Origin of the sequence: Sagittula marina (assembly GCF_014196795.1) — a bacterium.
In the GTDB taxonomy this organism is placed as follows: Bacteria; Pseudomonadota; Alphaproteobacteria; order Rhodobacterales; family Rhodobacteraceae; genus Sagittula; species Sagittula marina.
This window is the reverse complement of record NZ_JACIEJ010000003.1, coordinates 143,041-158,235: the sequence shown is the minus strand read 5'-3', so window position 1 is coordinate 158,235 and position 15,195 is coordinate 143,041. Positions and strand designations below refer to the sequence as shown.

Here is a 15,195-nt window from a genome sequence, read left to right as displayed (position 1 = left end):
CAAAGGCCACCCACGCAACAGCGCGGCCCGGCTCACAAAGGCAGCGCAACGGTGGTCTTGATCTCCTCCATGGACAAAAGCGCCGTCACATTGTGCACCTTCACCTCGGATATCAGCGCCTGGTAAAACGCATCATAGGCCCGCGCGTTCTTCACCCGCACCTTCAGAATGTAATCAATGTCCCCGGCCAGCCGGTGCGCTTCCTGCACCTCCGGACGTTCCTGCAAGGCTGTCAGGAACTTGCGCTGCCAGTCGGCCTCGTGCTCTGACGTTCGGATCAGGACAAAGAAACAGGCCTCGAACCCAAGCGCCTCGGCATCCAGCAACACGGTGTGCTGGCCGATGATCCCTGCCTCGCGCATCTTGCGAATCCGGTTCCACACCGGGGTTTTGCTCGACCCCACAGCCTTGGCGATCTCGTCCAGCGACTGACTTGCATCGCGTTGCAGTTCCACAAGGATTTTCCGGTCGGTGTCGTCGATCTTCATCCGCTGTTCCTGATTTGCGCCATGAGGGGAATATTCCTCCATTTCCCCGCGAGGACAAGAACAAACCTCCTTATTGAGCCAGACCCATAGCCCAAAACCGGGACAATATCCTATATGTAGGCAAGCTATCAGAGGTCACATCATGCGCCACTTCCCGATCTTTCTCGCGCTGAGCAACCGTGTCGTCGTGCTGTCCGGCGGCGGGGACGCGGCTTTGGCAAAACTGCGTCTTTTGCTCAAAACAGAAGCCGCTCTGCATGTTTACGCCCCCGATCCGGCGCCTGAAATCATCGCCTGGGACGCCGAGGGCCGGTTGAGCCTGCACCGCCGCCCGATGGAAGCCTGCGACCTGATTGGCGCCGCGCTTGTCTATGCGGCGGACGAAGACGATGTGCAGGACGCGCGCACGCAGCGTCTGGCGCATGGCGCGGGCGTCCTTTTGAACGTGGTCGACAACCTCGAAGACAGCCAGTTCATCACGCCCGCCATCGTCGACCGTGATCCTGTCACCGTCGCAATCGGCACCGAGGGCGCGGCCCCCGTGCTTGCCCGCGCGATCAAGGCCCACCTTGAGGAACATCTCCCCGCTGGCACAGGAACGCTGGCTCGCATCGGCCAAGGGTTCCGCAAGATGGCGGAAAAACTACCGTTCGGTCGGGCGCGTCGGGATTTCTGGCAGGACTATTATTTCAACGCAGGCCCCCGTGCCCTGCCCCAAGGCGAAGCCGCCGTACGGGAGACGCTCGGCACGCTGCTCGACGATCACCTGACACGCAAGGAACGGGCGGGGTTCGTGGCCTTTGTCGGGTCCGGCCCTGGCGACCCTGACCTGCTGACGCTGAAAGCCCGCCGCAAACTCGATGAGGCCGATGTGGTGCTTTATGACCGGCTTGCGCCCAAGGCGATCCTTGAACTGGCCCGCCGCGAAGCCATCATGATCGACGTTGGCAAGATCGGCTTTGGCCCCTCGACCCCCCAGGAGCACATCAACGCCCTGTTGGTAGAGCACGCGCAAAACGGCTCTCAAATCGTTCGGCTCAAGGGCGGTGACCCGACCCTTTTCGCGCGTCTGGACGAGGAAATCGACGCGCTGACCGATCACGGGATCGGATACGAAATCGTGCCCGGTCTCACCGCCGCATCCGCCGCCGCTGCCGCCATCGGTCAAAGCCTGACCAAGCGTGGTCGCAACCAGCAGGTGCGCCTGCTCACCGCGCATGACACCGACGGCTTTGCAGACCATGACTGGCGCACGCTGGCGGCACCCGGTCAGATCGCCGCGATCTACATGGGCAAGCGTGCCGCGCGCTTTATCCAGGGCCGCCTGCTGATGCATTCCGCCGCGCCGGATACGCCGGTCACCGTGGTGTCCAACGCCTCGCGCGCCGACCAGCATGTGCTGGAGACCTCGCTCGCCACCCTTTCCGCCGATCTGGACCGCTGTCCCGACGGCCCCGCGCTCATTCTGTATGGCCTCGCTCCGCGCGACGCCCTGCCCACCGTCCAGCATCTTCGCAAACAGGAGGTTTCCTGATGCCCCGCCCCTTTACCCCCAAGGTCGTCACGGCCAACGCGCTCATGTCCGGCGAGGTGGTCTACCTGTCCGCCGATGACCAATGGACCCCACGCCTGACCGAGGCCGAAGTGCTCACCGACGAAGCGCACGCGCAGCTGCGTCTGGTCGAAGCTTCCGCGCGCCAGTCGGAAATCGTCGGTGTCTACCTCGCGGACATGGCCCCCACCGATACCGGCCCGGAGCCTGTGCATTTTCGCGAGGAATTCCGCCGCACCGGCCCGTCCAACTACGCTCACGGCAAACAAGTCGACCTCTGAACGGCAGCCGCATCTGCTGATGTGCGCCACCTGAAAGGACACTCATGTACACCTATTCTGACTTCGACGCCGCCTTCGTGGCAGAGCGCAACCGCCAGTTCCGCCAGCAGGTCGAACGCCGCATTGACGGCTCCCTGACCGAGGACGAGTTCAAACCCTTCCGCCTGATGAACGGTCTGTATCTACAGCTGCACGCCTACATGCTGCGCGTGGCCATCCCCTACGGCACGCTGCGGTCCGAACAGATGGAGATGCTCGCCCATCTGGCAGAGACCTACGACAAGGGCTACGGCCACTTCACCACGCGGCAGAACATCCAGTACAACTGGCCAGAGCTGGGCGACATCCCGAACATGCTCGACGATCTGGCAAAGGTCGAGATGCACGCCATCCAGACCTCCGGCAACACGATCCGCAACGTGACCGCCGACCACTTTGCCGGGGCCGCCGCCGACGAGGTCGCCGACCCCCGCCCCGTGGCCGAGATGATCCGCCAGTGGTCCACCGATCACCCGGAATTTCAGGCGTTGCCGCGCAAGTTCAAGATCGCCGTGACCGGTGCTCAGGCCGACCGCGCTGTCATCCGGGCGCATGACATCGGTCTGCGCCTGCACGAGCAAAATGGCGAGCTGGGCGCAGAGGTCATCGTTGGCGGGGGGCTTGGCCGCACGCCCATGATCGGCAAGACCATTGCCGAGTGGGTCAGCCTCGAGGACCTGCCCGCCTATCTGGAATCCGTGGTGTCGGTCTGGAACCTGCTGGGCCGCCGCGACAACAAGTACAAGTCACGCATCAAGATCACCGTCCACGAGCATGGCATCGACGACATCCGCGCCCGTGTCGCGGACCGCTACGAGCTGGTGCGCCCGGCCTACAACGGCGCGCATATGGACCTGTTCCACCAGATCGCGGCGCAGTTCGGCAGCCCGGCCTTCCGCAACGTGCCGACCGATGCCTATGGCGCGGCCTACAAGGCGGACCCGGTGTTCCGCTCCTGGGCCGACACCAACCTGTCGGCGCACAAGGTCGACGGCTACGCGATCGTTCAGATCTCGCTGAAGGCCCATGGCGAAACCCCCGGCGACGCCAGTGCCGAGCAGATGCGCGCCATGGCCCGGATCGCCCGCGACTACGGTCACGACGAGCTGCGCATCAGCCACGAACAAAACGTCGTCTTGCCGCATGTGCACACCTCCGACCTGCCCGCCGTTCACGACATTCTCAAGGCGCACGGGCTGGCCACAGCCAACATCGGTCTGATCTCGGACATCATCGCCTGCCCCGGCATGGACTATTGCGCGCTGGCCACCGCCCGCTCGATCCCGATCGCACAGGAAATCGCCACGCGCTTTGACGAGCTGAAGCTGGAGCATGAGATCGGCGAGCTGAAGATCAAGATCTCCGGCTGCATCAACGCCTGCGGCCACCACCACGTGGGCCACATCGGCATCCTTGGTCTCGACCGTGCTGGTGTCGAGAACTATCAGGTCACGCTGGGCGGCGATCACACGGAAACGCTGGCGCTTGGCGACCGCACCGGCCCCGGCTTTTCCGCCGAGGAGATTGTTCCCGCGATGGAGCGCATCGTGGACACCTACCTCGCGCACCGTGACGGCCCCGAAGAAACCTTCTTGCAGGCCTACCGCCGACTTGGCATGGACCCGTTCAAGACGGCGCTCTACGGCGAGCAACCGTCAAAGCGGACAAAGGCCGCCTGAGCCATGACTGTGATGGAACATACCCTGCCGGACGGGGGCACCCGCCCTCCCGATCCCGCCGAGCTGGAGGCAAAGCGCGCCCGCGTCGCCACGCTGAACGCCCGCTACCGCCACCACTCGGCTACGGCTGTGCTGCAAGGCGCACTGCGCGACCCGGAGGCCGGGAAGATCGCCATGGTCTCCTCCTTCGGGGCGGAATCCGTCGCGCTGCTGCATCTCGTGGCAATGGTCGACCGCAAGACGCCGGTGCTGTTCATCGACACGCGTTTGCTGTTTGCCGAGACCCTGACCTATCAGCAGGACGTGGCAGAGCGGCTGCACCTCGAAGACCTGCGCATCTTGCGCACCGATCAGGCGTTGGTGGACAAGACCGATCCGTACACGGCCCTGAACATGACCGATCAGGACCGCTGCTGCACCCTGCGCAAGACTGTCCCGCTGGAGGCAGCCCTGCAGGGCTTTGACGGCTGGATCACCGGGCGCAAACGCTACCAGTCGCCGACCCGCGCCAATATGGAGTTCTTCGAGCTCGAAGAGGCCACCGGCCGGATCAAGGTCAACCCACTCGCCCATTGGGGGCCCGACGACGTGCGCGCCTACATGGAGGAAAACCGACTGCCCAAGCACCCGCTTGTGGCACAAGGTTACCCTTCCATCGGCTGCGCGCCCTGCACCTCCAAGGTCGCGCCGGGCGAAGACCCTCGTGCAGGCCGCTGGCGCGGTCAGGACAAGGTCGAATGCGGCATCCACTTCGGCGCCGACGGCAAGGCCTCCCGCAGCGCTTCCTAACATGGGGTTCTCGCCCTACAGACCCTGAACAAGGACCCGACACCATGACGATCATCGTCCGCGACGACGGCTTTCACGCCGATGACCAGACCGACTTTCTCGACCTCGCCTCCGACACGGATCCGGCCACGCTGGACCCGTCGCTGGCCAAGAATATCCGCATCGCCTTCCCGTCCTCCGCCGACGGGCGCGGCTTTTCACTGGCGCGCATCCTGCGGCTTCAGGGCTTCACCGGGCGGCTGCGGGCCGCGGGTCACGTGCTCTCCGACCAATATGCGATGGCGCGGCGCTGCGGCTTTGACGAGGTGGAAATCCCGGACGATCTTGCAGAGCGGCAGCCCGCCGAGCAATGGCTGTTCCGTGCCGATTGGCGGGCACATGACTATCAGGCCCGGATGCGGGGCTAGGCACATCCCGGGCGCGACACGCGACCTGCTTTCCCCTGACCCAGATCAAAGCTAGACATGAGGCGTCGGTTCAAAACACCGGCGAGAGGACACTATGACCGAGACAGTTGTGACAGACGCAAAACCCGCACCCGCGAAGAAAGCCGTTCCCGACACACAGACCGTCACCGCGGTCAAGCACTGGACCGACCGGCTGTTCAGCTTCCGCTGCACCCGGCCTTCGTCGTTGCGCTTCCGCTCCGGCGAATTCGTGATGATCGGCCTGATGACGACGGACGAAAAGACGGGCCGCGAAAAACCGCTGCTGCGCGCCTATTCCATCGCCTCGCCGTCTTGGGACGAAGAACTGGAGTTCTACTCGATCAAGGTCGAGGACGGCCCACTCACCTCCCGCCTTCAGCACATCAAGGTCGGCGACAAGATCGTCCTGCGCCCGAAACCTGTCGGCACGCTGGTGCATGACGCCCTGCTGCCCGGCAAGCGGCTGTGGTTCTTTGCCACCGGCACCGGCTTCGCCCCCTTTGCCTCGCTGCTGCGCGAACCGCAGACCTATGAGGATTACGACGAAATCGTCATCACCCACACCTGCCGCGAAGTGGGGGAGCTGACCTACGGCCGCGAGCTGATCGAGGGCCTCAAGGACGACGAGCTTCTCAACGAGGTGATTGGCGACGGCTTCTGGAAGAAGATCAAATACTACCCGACCACCACCCGCGAAGAGTCGCCCAAGATGGGCCGCATCACCGATCTGATGCGCTCGGGCGAGGCGTTTCGTGATCTGGATGTCGCACCGCTGAACCCCGAAAGTGACCGCGCCATGATTTGCGGCAACCTCGCCTTCAATCTCGAACTCAAGGAGATGTTCGAGGAGTACGGCCTGAAGGAAGGCGCGAATTCCGACCCGCAGCACTACGTTGTGGAAAAGGCCTTTCTGGACTGAGCCACACGCCTTGGTAAGCTTTCAGGGCCGTGCCTTCGGGTGCGGCCCTTTGCGTTTGTGACCCCGCATGAAGGTTTCCGCTCAAGAGCCTACGAAAAAGGCCGCGCAGTCCGGCGCGGCCTTCTGTCGTTGCAACGCCCGAAAGCGCCTTACTGTTGGTCGAGACCAAGAAGCGTTCTGATCTGCTCCAGAGCCACTTGCGTGAGATCCGGATTGTCCTGCACCGTTTTCAGCGCGGCCTGGCTGGCAACCTTGGTTTGCAGATCCAGATCCGCATTTTCCACGTAGGCGACCAGAGCCTCGTAATCGAAGCCATCGACCGTGAGCAGCTCGTCCAGATCAATGGTGGCGGTGTCGACCTCTGGCTCTGGCACCTCGGTCACTTCGGCCTCTGCGCCAGCCTCCGCTCCGCTATTGGCCGCGAGGTCAGCCGCTTTTTCCGCTTGCAGCGCCGCATTGGCGGCCTCCTTGGCAGCAAGGCCGGCCTCCGCTGCTGCATCCGCCGCCATATCCACCGCTTCCGCCGTGGCCGCAGCGGTGTCATTGACCGCCAGGGCGCCCGTGGCCGTCGTGTCTTCGCTCGCCTCCGCTGCAACGCCGACCGCTTCGGCGGCCGCATCGACCGCTGCATTTGCTGCTTGTGTCGCCATCAAAGCGGCTTCCTCGGCCGCATCTCCCGCGCTTTCGGCAATTTCAGAGGCGGCTTGATCCGCAGTATCGGCGCCCTCGGCCACTGCAATCGCCACCGTCTCTTCGCCGTCCGAAGCAACTTCGGATGTGCCTTCCGCAACCTGTGTCGCGCGGCCCTTGGCCGCTTTTTCCGCAGAGCGGGCCGCGCTGGTCGCAGCATTCGCCGCAGTCTCGGCCGCTTCGGCAGCCGTCTCGGCGGCGGCTTCCGATGTTTCCACTGCCGTGGCGGACGCATCGGTGACGGCCTCAGCGGTGGCATCTGTCAAATCATCAGCGGCGCTCAACGCCGCCTCAGCGGTGGTTTCGGTGGCAGACGCCACGCGCGCGGCAGAGTCCGCCGCCAAATCCGCCGCGTCGGCTGCCATATCGGCAGCGCCTGCTGCGGCCTCGGAGGCCTCCTGCGCGGTCTCGACACCAGCCTCGGCAGCCATTTCGGCCGCGGTTTTCACCGCTTCCTTCGCAGCCGATCCCGCCTGGGATGCAGCTGCGGCGGCTGTCCGGGCGGCATCTGTAGCCGCCTCGGCAGCTTTGGCGGTGGCTTCTGCTGCTGCGGCAGCGGCCTCGGTTCCAGACCCCACGGCGGCATCCGCTGCGACAGATGCCGCGTTGACCGCCTCTTCTGCTGCGCCTTCAGCCGCCTGGGCCGCCTTCGAGGCCGCGTCGGAGGCAAACATCGCCGCCTCACCCGCAGCTTCCGACGCCGCGCCTGCCGCACCTTCCGCAGCTTCGATCGCATCATCCACCGCGTCGCGCGCCGCGCCCACGGCGTTGTCGGCCGCGCCCTGGGTGGCGGCCAGTGCCTCTGCTGCGGCATCCGTCACCGCCTGCGCTGCGGCCTCCACCGCCTCACTGGTCTCGGCGGCGGCATCCTGCGCCAACTGCGCTGCGGCGTCAGCGCTCTCTTCGGCGGTGGCCGCGATCTGTTCGGCCTCTTCACTTACCGTATCGGTCGCCTGATCGACAGATGCCGTCACCGTGTCCTGTGCCTCGTCCGCCTGTTGTCCTGTTGCAAAGAAATAAGCGCCAATCGCAACCACAGCCACGATGGCGGCCAGGATTTTCTTGTCCATGACGATGCCCCTTATGATGAATTGATTTATGACGCAGCAGCACGCCCGCCTTCGGTGTGCCGCCGCGATGCAGCAATCGCAAGCAAAAACAGCCCAAAACGCCCTGTTATATGGTCAATTGGCGCTTGAAAGACGGGCCGTCCAAGTCTACCTTGACGCCCTGAGATGAAATACAAGATGGAGCATTCCAATAGCCCGCAGACCTCATAACGCGCCGCCCACCCGTGACACTGGCCCTCGTGTAAACGATCGCATTCGCGCTCCTGAAATCCGCCTTATCGGCGCTGAAGGCGAGAATGTCGGCGTCGTAACGCCCCAACGCGCGATGGAAATGGCAGAGCAAGCCGGCCTTGATCTCGTCGAGATTTCGCCGAATGCGACCCCGCCCGTGTGCAAGATCATGGACTTCGGCAAGTTCAAGTATGAACAGCAGAAGCGTGAATCCGAGGCCCGCAAGAAGCAGAAGATCATCGAAGTCAAAGAGGTCAAGTTCCGTCCCGGCACTGACATCCACGACTACGAGGTCAAGATGCGTAACGTCATCAAATTCCTTGAGAATGGGGATAAGGTGAAGGTCACGCTGCGCTTCCGTGGACGCGAAATGGCGCACCAGAACCTTGGCCGCGAACTGCTTGAACGCGTGGCAGAGGACGTCAAGGAACTCGGCAAGGTCGAGAACATGCCGAAGATGGAAGGCCGCCAGATGGTCATGATGATCGGCCCGGCGCCGGCGAAATAAGCCCCATCGTAAACGACGCACACGGCCCGCCCCACCCGGCGGGCCTTTTGCATGTCCGACGCTTGCCAATGGCCGACCTCCAAAATACGGTTTCCTGTAACAAACCATTGGATCCGCCATGCAGCCTCTCGACTGGAACGCCAAGTTCGACCGCCCAGATTACCTTTATGGCACTGCGCCCGTCGCGTTCCTCAGTGACAACGCCGGGATGATTCCTCCTGCGGCGAAAACGCTTTCAGTGGCAGAGGGCGAAGGGCGCAACGCAGTCTTTCTCGCCGAACGTGGGTGTGAGGTGACCGCCTTTGATGGCGCGTCCAACGCGCTGGAAAAGGCCGCGCGTCTTGCATCGGACCGTGGCGTGACCTTGCAGTTGCACGAGGCCGACATCGCCGCCTGGGACTGGCAGCCGGAAACCTACGATCTCGTTGTGGCCATCCACTGGCAATTCACGCCACCGGCTTTGCGAGATCAGGTTTTCGCCGGAATGAAGCGCACGTTGAAACCCGGAGGGCGCCTGATGCTGTCCGGCTTCAGCGTCACGCAACTGAAATTCTCCAGCGGCGGCCCGCGCCATCCAGATCACCTCTACACGCCAGAGCTGTTGACCAACGCCTTTGCCGATATGCACATATTGCGTTGCGCAGAATACGAAAAACAGCTCTCTTCCGGAGCAGGCCACACAGGGCGCAGTGCGCTGGTCGATCTGATCGCAGACAAGCTCAGGTAGAAAACTCGGAACTTCGCCGCAACACGTCGCGTTTCCCTTTGGTTAACCATAATATAACCCGAGGGACATTCCATGCAGACACTCGCAGAAAAGCTGCGGCTGAGAACCGACCCGACCATCTTCTTCACCTCCGCAGGCTTTACGCTGGTCTTCGTCGTGGCCCTTGTGATTTTCCCCGGTCCGATCGGAGAGGCCTTTGCCGCAGGCCGTGCGTGGATCGTGACGAACCTTGGGTGGTTCTTCATCCTCGGCGTCAATGTCTGGCTGTTCTTTCTCATATGGGTCGCCGCATCCCGCCACGGGCACATCCGCCTCGGCCGCAAGGGCTCCCGGCCCGAGTATACAAACCTCAGCTGGTTCACGATGCTCTTTGCCGGGGGCATCGGCACCGTTTTGATGTTCTGGGGCGTGGCGGAGCCGATTTCTCATTTCTCCAACCCGCCACTGCCGGGGATCGAACCCTACTCAGAGGCCGCGGCCCAGGACGCCATTTCCATCGCGATCTACCACCTCGGCCTGCACACCTGGACGATCTTCACCCTGCCCGGTCTGGCCTTCGCCTATTTCATCAATCGCTATGAACTGCCGGTGCGCGTGTCCTCGGTCTTCTATCCCCTCCTGCGCGAGGGCATCCATGGCCCCGTGGGCAAGGCCATCGACATCGCTTCCATCCTTGGCACGTTGTTTGGCGTGGCTGTCTCCTTGGGTCTTGGCTCCAGCCAGATTGCCGCCGGTCTCGACGCGCTCTTTGGCACCGGTGACGGGCCTTGGGTGCAGGTGATGATCCTCGCGGTGCTGACCGGTGTGGCCGTGACCTCCATCGTGGTGGGCCTCGACAAGGGGGTGAAATTTCTGTCCAACCTCAACATCGGCATGGCCGTCGGGCTCATGATCTTTGTGCTGGTCTTCGGCTCCACGCTGTTCCTGCTGCGCGGCATCGTGGAGACCTTTGGTCTGTACATTGAAAACCTGCCGCGCCTCGCATTCTGGAACGACATGCTCGCCGACAACAATCCCGATACCGACGGCTGGGGCTGGCAAGGCGGATGGACCGTGTTCTACTGGGCATGGACGGTGACGTGGTCGCCCTTCATCGGCCTTTTCGTGGCACGCATCTCACGCGGTCGCACGATCCGGGAGTTCGTTTTCGGCGTGCTCATGGCCCCGTCGCTGTTTACCCTGATCTGGTTCGCCATCTTCGGCTGGCAGGCGATGGAATTCGACGGCATTGGCGCGGGCGCACGCGCGGCTCTGGGCGACCAGGCGGGCCAGATTTCTGCCGCCGTGGCAGAAAGCGTACCGCTCGCCATGTTCGCCTTCCTCGAAGGGTTCCCCATGGCCACCTTCGTCCAAGGCTTCGCTGTGGTCATCGTGGCGATCTTCTTCGCCACGTCCTCGGACTCGGCGTCGCTTGTCGTCGACATGCTTTGCACCGGACAGCCCACTCCCGGCCCGGTGCACCAACGGGTGTTCTGGGGCTTGGCCGAAGGGCTGGTGGCTGCCATGTTGATCCTGCTCGCCGGCGAGGCAGGCCTGTCAGCGCTGCAACAGGTCATCACTGTGGTCGGCCTGCCGATTTTCCTTTTGGTCTGCATGATGATCCCCTCGCTGTTGCGCGGCCTCGCCATGGAGGACATTGACCACATCACCATCGGCCTGCGGCCCGAGCTGAGCGAATTCCACCGCGACGCCAAAGAGACCTCCGCCGAATAAACGACCTGCGGCCGCGCTCCCTTCGCGCGGCCGCTTTCCTGTTGGCAGGATCTCTGCCCATCCCAAAACATACCGCGCGTAGCGCCGGATTACGCCTCGCGCAGGCGTCCGCGCACCGGGATCTCCTTGAGCAATCCGCCCACCCCCATGCTGGCCACATCGCCCGGCGTCAGCTCAACACCGCAAAGCATCCGCTCCAGAACCCAATCGGCCCCGTTCAACGCGGGCGAACGCGCGCAGCCCGGCAGACCAATGACCGGCCGGTCCCCCAATGTCCCGTAAAACAACAGGTTGCCCGGATCTACCGGCATCCCGAAATGCACCACCCGACCACCAGCGGCGCGCAAGGCCTCTGGCGCCACGTCCGCCACGTCCGAGGTCGCAGATCCCGTCAGGATCAGAACCACGTCGGCGTCCGTCGCACGGATCGCCTCGGCCAAGGCGCTGATCTCATGCGGCACGACCTGAACCGGACCCAGCGCCACGCCCAGACGATCCAGACGCTCCGCCGTGACGGCCTGCCCCTTGGCACCGTCATCGTCACCGGACACAGAGGTCTGGATAAGCTGGGCCCGCTGCGCCACCACGGGCCGCAGCCGCAGCGCGCTCTGCCCGGCATGGCAGGCCGCGTCCAAAGCCGCCTCCCTCACCGCGTAGGAAATGATCTTGACCGTCGCCACCATGGACCGCGGACCGACGCGCTGCCACTCTGGCACGGTGGCCACCGTGATCATCGGATCGACCGCGTTCAGCGCCTGGATGCGCTCGGCCAGGACCTCGATCACACCGGGGGCCTCGGCGTGGATGTTCACCCGCCCGGTGGATGCGCGCCCCAAACGCAGGCCCGCGCGGCCTGCATCAGGGACCAAGGCCTGCGCCAATCGCTCCGCCGCCACGTCCTCGGACAGGTCTCCCGGCTCCAACCTTGCGGCCATGACCGACTGCAACCCCGCAGAGCGCAGCGCCGCCACATCGTCCGGCCCGAGCACGATGCCCTTCTTCAGCTTGCCGCCGGGCACCTGCTGCGAATTGGCCAGAACCGCGCCCTCCGCCGCGTCCAACGCCACATCCCCAAAGATCATGCGCCTTTCCTCAACACCCGCGTCATCTCCGCGATGATCGACACCGCGATCTCCGCCGGGCCAGCGGCCCCGATGTCCAGCCCCACGGGTCCGTGGATGCGGCCGATCTCCTCCGGCGTGAACCCGGCGGCCTCCAGACGGGTCTCGCGCTTGCCATGGGTCCGCGTGCTGCCAAGGGCACCGATATAAAACACCTCGGACCGCAACGCCTTTTCCAGCGCCGGATCGTCCAGCTTGGGATCATGTGTCAGCAACACCAGCGCCGTGCGCGAATCCAGACCAGCTGCCTCCACAGCCTCATCCGGCCAATCGTTCAGAATCTTTTCACCGGGAAAGCGCGCCTCGGAGCCGAATGTCTCGCGCGGGTCGATGATGATCGGATCGTAGCCTGCAATTCTGGCCATGGGCACCAACGCCTGCGCGATGTGCACCGCGCCCACCACCACCAGCCGCAGCGGCGGATTGTGCACGCCGATAAAGATGCGGCTGCCCTCGTCAAAGCCCGACCGATCCATGCGAAACCGCTGGTTCAACGCCTCTGTCGCCTCGCCCTGCCCGATCAACGCCCGCGCGCCGCTGGCGAGGTCTGCCATATAGGCGACCGGCCGGCGTTCGGCCCGCGCGGCACACAGCTCCTCCAGCAACCCTTCGGGCAGCACCTTGCCCACCGGCTCGACCAGAACCCGGATCGTTCCGCCGCACGCCAAGCCCACGGCAAACGCATCATCGTCCGAGACGCCGAATTCCAACTCGCGCGCGTCCCCGTCCGAAAGCGCCTCCAGCGCCTCCACGATGACCGCGCCTTCGACGCAGCCGCCGGACACCGATCCTTCGATCACGCCATCGCCGGAGATCGCAAGTTGCGACCCCACCCGGCGCGGCGCGGAGCCCCAGGTCTCCACCACCGTGGCCACAACCGCGCCTTTGCCCGCCTTGTGCCAGGCCAGGGCCTGCTCCGGAATGCCGTCGAACCGATCCATGCGCTTATCTCCTCTGAGGTTGCTCCGCTGACGCGGGTCCCTGTTGGCGTTGAACCTAAAGACAACCCGGACCAAGCACCACTGCACAAAAGTCGCCCGCGCGCCTCAGCGCTGCTGTGTCACGTCGTGCTGATAAAGCCAGTCAAACTGATGCAGCAGGCGATCCGACGCCAGCCGACCGATCATGCCCAACCCCAGATGCGCGACGCCGCGCACCACCGGATTGCTAAGGTGGTATTTCCAGGCATTGCCGTTGGCGGCTTCGATCACCTTGACCACACGGTCACGCCGCGCGCTCTGGTAGCGCGCAAGATCGCCATCTGCGGCGGCCAGGGTCCAGGCGTCTTCCAGCGCCATGTTTGCCCCTTGCGCCAAAAACGGCAGCGTCGGATGGGCCGCATCCCCAAGCAGCGCCACCCCGTGGTCATGCCAGCGCGCCGCCACCGGATGCCGAAACAGCCCCCACAGGCCGGGCGCTTCCACCGCGTCGATCAATTCGCGCGCCTTGCCAGTAAACATGCGAAACGCATGGCGCAGATTGGCGACATCATCGGTATGGGCCCACCCTTCTTCGGCCCACTCACGACGCTCCTCCACTGCGACGAGGTTCACGAATTGCCCATCGCGCAGCGGATAGCTGACCATATGTCGCTTTGGTCCCATGTGAACCCAGGCCTGCGCCGGATGATCCACCACGTTGGGCACCACAGCCCGCCACGCCACCTGCCCAGTGAAAAACGGCTGGGCCGGGCCGTTCAGCACAGGCCGCGCGACCGAATGCAGCCCGTCAGCTGCGACCACTTGGCTGGCCGTCATCTCGGCTCCGTTCTGCAAGATCACCCGCGACGGTGTGCCGGGTTCGATCTGCGCGACCGTCTGTGACAGGCGTATCTCGACGCCCGCCTCGCGCGCCGCATTTGCCAACAGCTCCACCAGATCGGCGCGGTGGACAAAGCGGTAGGACTGCCGGTCGCCCAATCCCCCCACGTCCAGCCGCGTGACCTCGCGCCCGGACAGGCCGTCGCGCAGGCTCACCGCCTCGGCCCGGACACTGATCGCGCGAAACCGCTCTGCCAGTCCCAATGCTTCGAGCACGCGCAACCCGTTCGGGCTGATCTGCAGCCCCGCGCCCACTTCCCGGATCGCTTCGGCCTGTTCCAGCACCACGACCGACGACGCGCCCCGCGCGCGCAGTGCAAGCGACACGGCAAGCCCGCCAATACCGCCGCCGACAACAATGGTATCTTCCATCATCTTCATCTCCCGACACGAAAACGCCGGGGAAAACCCCGGCGTTGTCCTTGCGATCGGCCCGCCGAGCAGGCCCCGCGATATTTCGGTTTCGGACCCGTAGGGGTCAGTCGTCGCGATGCACCTTCTCGCGGCGCTCGTGACGTTCCTGTGCTTCAAGGCTCATTGTCGCAATCGGGCGCGCGTCCAGCCGTTTCAGGCTGATCGGCTCACCGGTTACTTCGCAGTAGCCATATTCGCCTTCGTCGATGCGACGCAGCGCGGCGTCGATCTTGTTCACCAACTTTCGCTGTCGATCCCGCGTGCGCAACTCCAGCGCGCGGTCGGTTTCCTCGGACGCACGGTCATTCACGTCGGGTATGTTCCGCGTGCTGTCCTGCAATGTCTCGATGGTATCCCGGCTGTCCTCCAGCAGTTCCGACCTCCAGTTGAGCAGCTTGCGACGAAAGTACTCCGTCTGCCGCTCGTTCATGAAAGGTTCATCTTCTGCGGGACGATAGTCATCGGGCAAGAATGTTTCGGCCTTCATGTCCGCTCCCTCATCAACGCCAATATCTGCCATCACGAAATTCCCTAGATATCAGGCACCCCTACGGGCAGCACTTAAACAAATCAGTAGGCATTGTCACTACACTTTAGCATGGTCCAGACGGTCATTTCCCGCTCTGGGTGAAACGATTTGTGAGCGATGCCGCGCAGCAGCGTGACGCCTCGACCGGCACAGCCTCTCCCCGCGCCCTGTTAGCGCAATCACAGTCAGCTGACCTG

General features: G+C 64.0%; 15 protein-coding genes. 9 read left to right on the top strand and 6 right to left on the bottom strand.

From position 1 onward, the window contains the following. Positions 1–32: 32 nt before the first annotated feature. Complete coding sequence (locus GGQ68_RS06920) at positions 33–488, bottom strand: Lrp/AsnC family transcriptional regulator (RefSeq protein ID WP_183964347.1); 456 nt, start codon at positions 486–488, stop codon at positions 33–35. A gap of 142 nt (positions 489–630) precedes the next feature. Between GGQ68_RS06920 and cysG the strand changes: the two genes are divergently transcribed. From cysG to GGQ68_RS06890, 6 genes are all read left to right on the top strand, one after another. Further along, a complete protein-coding gene (gene cysG / locus GGQ68_RS06915; RefSeq protein ID WP_183964345.1) occupies positions 631–2,022 on the top strand; it encodes a siroheme synthase CysG in 1,392 nt (463 codons plus the stop codon). Beyond that, the gene (locus GGQ68_RS06910; protein ID WP_183964343.1) at positions 2,022–2,321 is read left to right on the top strand and encodes a DUF2849 domain-containing protein; all 300 of its coding nucleotides are present in this window, start codon (positions 2,022–2,024) and stop codon (positions 2,319–2,321) included. The genes cysG and GGQ68_RS06910 overlap by 1 nt, the downstream gene beginning before the upstream one ends. 44 nt (positions 2,322–2,365) lie before the next feature. Beyond that, positions 2,366–4,039, top strand: a complete 1,674-nt coding sequence (locus GGQ68_RS06905) for a nitrite/sulfite reductase (RefSeq protein WP_183964340.1) — start codon at positions 2,366–2,368, stop codon at positions 4,037–4,039. A 3-nt stretch (positions 4,040–4,042) separates the two neighbouring features. After that, complete coding sequence (locus GGQ68_RS06900; protein WP_183964338.1) at positions 4,043–4,828, top strand: phosphoadenylyl-sulfate reductase; 786 nt, start codon at positions 4,043–4,045, stop codon at positions 4,826–4,828. 44 nt (positions 4,829–4,872) lie between these two features. Then, entirely contained in the window at positions 4,873–5,235 is a 363-nt protein-coding gene (locus GGQ68_RS06895; RefSeq protein WP_183964336.1) for a DUF934 domain-containing protein, read from the top strand. 94 nt (positions 5,236–5,329) lie between these two features. Further along, positions 5,330–6,175, top strand: a complete 846-nt coding sequence (locus GGQ68_RS06890; protein ID WP_183964335.1) for a ferredoxin--NADP reductase — start codon at positions 5,330–5,332, stop codon at positions 6,173–6,175. A 149-nt stretch (positions 6,176–6,324) separates the two neighbouring features. Here GGQ68_RS06890 and GGQ68_RS06885 read toward each other — a convergent pair whose 3' ends face one another. Continuing rightward, positions 6,325–7,935 (bottom strand): hypothetical protein, encoded by a 1,611-nt coding sequence (locus GGQ68_RS06885; protein ID WP_183964333.1) that lies wholly within the window; start codon positions 7,933–7,935, stop codon positions 6,325–6,327. A gap of 184 nt (positions 7,936–8,119) precedes the next feature. Between GGQ68_RS06885 and infC the strand changes: the two genes are divergently transcribed. The 3 genes from infC to GGQ68_RS06870 all read left to right on the top strand — a co-directional run bounded on the left by infC (position 8,120) and on the right by GGQ68_RS06870 (position 11,114). Then, the gene (gene infC / locus GGQ68_RS06880; RefSeq protein WP_425502966.1) at positions 8,120–8,674 is read left to right on the top strand and encodes a translation initiation factor IF-3; all 555 of its coding nucleotides are present in this window, start codon (positions 8,120–8,122) and stop codon (positions 8,672–8,674) included. A 118-nt stretch (positions 8,675–8,792) separates the two neighbouring features. Continuing rightward, complete coding sequence (locus GGQ68_RS06875; RefSeq protein WP_183964331.1) at positions 8,793–9,401, top strand: class I SAM-dependent methyltransferase; 609 nt, start codon at positions 8,793–8,795, stop codon at positions 9,399–9,401. A 72-nt stretch (positions 9,402–9,473) separates the two neighbouring features. Then, positions 9,474–11,114: a BCCT family transporter gene (locus GGQ68_RS06870; protein WP_183964329.1), complete on the top strand. Its 1,641-nt coding sequence runs from the start codon at positions 9,474–9,476 to the stop codon at positions 11,112–11,114. Positions 11,115–11,203: 89 nt separating this feature from the next. On the opposite strand, the gene GGQ68_RS06865 is transcribed toward GGQ68_RS06870, so the two are convergent. From GGQ68_RS06865 to dksA, 4 genes are all read right to left on the bottom strand, one after another. Next, a complete protein-coding gene (locus GGQ68_RS06865; protein ID WP_183964327.1) occupies positions 11,204–12,196 on the bottom strand; it encodes a molybdopterin-binding protein in 993 nt (330 codons plus the stop codon). Further along, positions 12,193–13,176 (bottom strand): XdhC family protein, encoded by a 984-nt coding sequence (locus tag GGQ68_RS06860; RefSeq protein ID WP_183964325.1) that lies wholly within the window; start codon positions 13,174–13,176, stop codon positions 12,193–12,195. The genes GGQ68_RS06865 and GGQ68_RS06860 overlap by 4 nt, the downstream gene beginning before the upstream one ends. 105 nt (positions 13,177–13,281) lie before the next feature. Continuing rightward, positions 13,282–14,430 (bottom strand): FAD-dependent monooxygenase, encoded by a 1,149-nt coding sequence (locus tag GGQ68_RS06855; RefSeq protein WP_425502963.1) that lies wholly within the window; start codon positions 14,428–14,430, stop codon positions 13,282–13,284. 103 nt (positions 14,431–14,533) lie between these two features. Then, complete coding sequence (gene dksA, locus GGQ68_RS06850) at positions 14,534–14,956, bottom strand: RNA polymerase-binding protein DksA (RefSeq protein ID WP_183964936.1); 423 nt, start codon at positions 14,954–14,956, stop codon at positions 14,534–14,536. Positions 14,957–15,195 lie beyond the last annotated feature (239 nt).

Bases quoted from the DNA above. Each gene is read 5' to 3' on its own strand.
- GGQ68_RS06920 (WP_183964347.1), bottom strand. From the start codon at position 488: ATGAAGATCGACGACACCGACCGGAAAATCCTTGTGGAACTGCAACGC.
- cysG (WP_183964345.1), top strand. From the start codon at position 631: ATGCGCCACTTCCCGATCTTTCTCGCGCTGAGCAACCGTGTCGTCGTG.
- GGQ68_RS06910 (WP_183964343.1), top strand. From the start codon at position 2,022: ATGCCCCGCCCCTTTACCCCCAAGGTCGTCACGGCCAACGCGCTCATG.
- GGQ68_RS06905 (WP_183964340.1), top strand. From the start codon at position 2,366: ATGTACACCTATTCTGACTTCGACGCCGCCTTCGTGGCAGAGCGCAAC.
- GGQ68_RS06900 (WP_183964338.1), top strand. From the start codon at position 4,043: ATGACTGTGATGGAACATACCCTGCCGGACGGGGGCACCCGCCCTCCC.
- GGQ68_RS06895 (WP_183964336.1), top strand. From the start codon at position 4,873: ATGACGATCATCGTCCGCGACGACGGCTTTCACGCCGATGACCAGACC.
- GGQ68_RS06890 (WP_183964335.1), top strand. From the start codon at position 5,330: ATGACCGAGACAGTTGTGACAGACGCAAAACCCGCACCCGCGAAGAAA.
- GGQ68_RS06885 (WP_183964333.1), bottom strand. From the start codon at position 7,935: ATGGACAAGAAAATCCTGGCCGCCATCGTGGCTGTGGTTGCGATTGGC.
- GGQ68_RS06875 (WP_183964331.1), top strand. From the start codon at position 8,793: ATGCAGCCTCTCGACTGGAACGCCAAGTTCGACCGCCCAGATTACCTT.
- GGQ68_RS06870 (WP_183964329.1), top strand. From the start codon at position 9,474: ATGCAGACACTCGCAGAAAAGCTGCGGCTGAGAACCGACCCGACCATC.
- GGQ68_RS06865 (WP_183964327.1), bottom strand. From the start codon at position 12,196: ATGATCTTTGGGGATGTGGCGTTGGACGCGGCGGAGGGCGCGGTTCTG.
- GGQ68_RS06860 (WP_183964325.1), bottom strand. From the start codon at position 13,176: ATGGATCGGTTCGACGGCATTCCGGAGCAGGCCCTGGCCTGGCACAAG.
- GGQ68_RS06855 (WP_425502963.1), bottom strand. From the start codon at position 14,430: ATGATGGAAGATACCATTGTTGTCGGCGGCGGTATTGGCGGGCTTGCC.
- dksA (WP_183964936.1), bottom strand. From the start codon at position 14,956: ATGAAGGCCGAAACATTCTTGCCCGATGACTATCGTCCCGCAGAAGAT.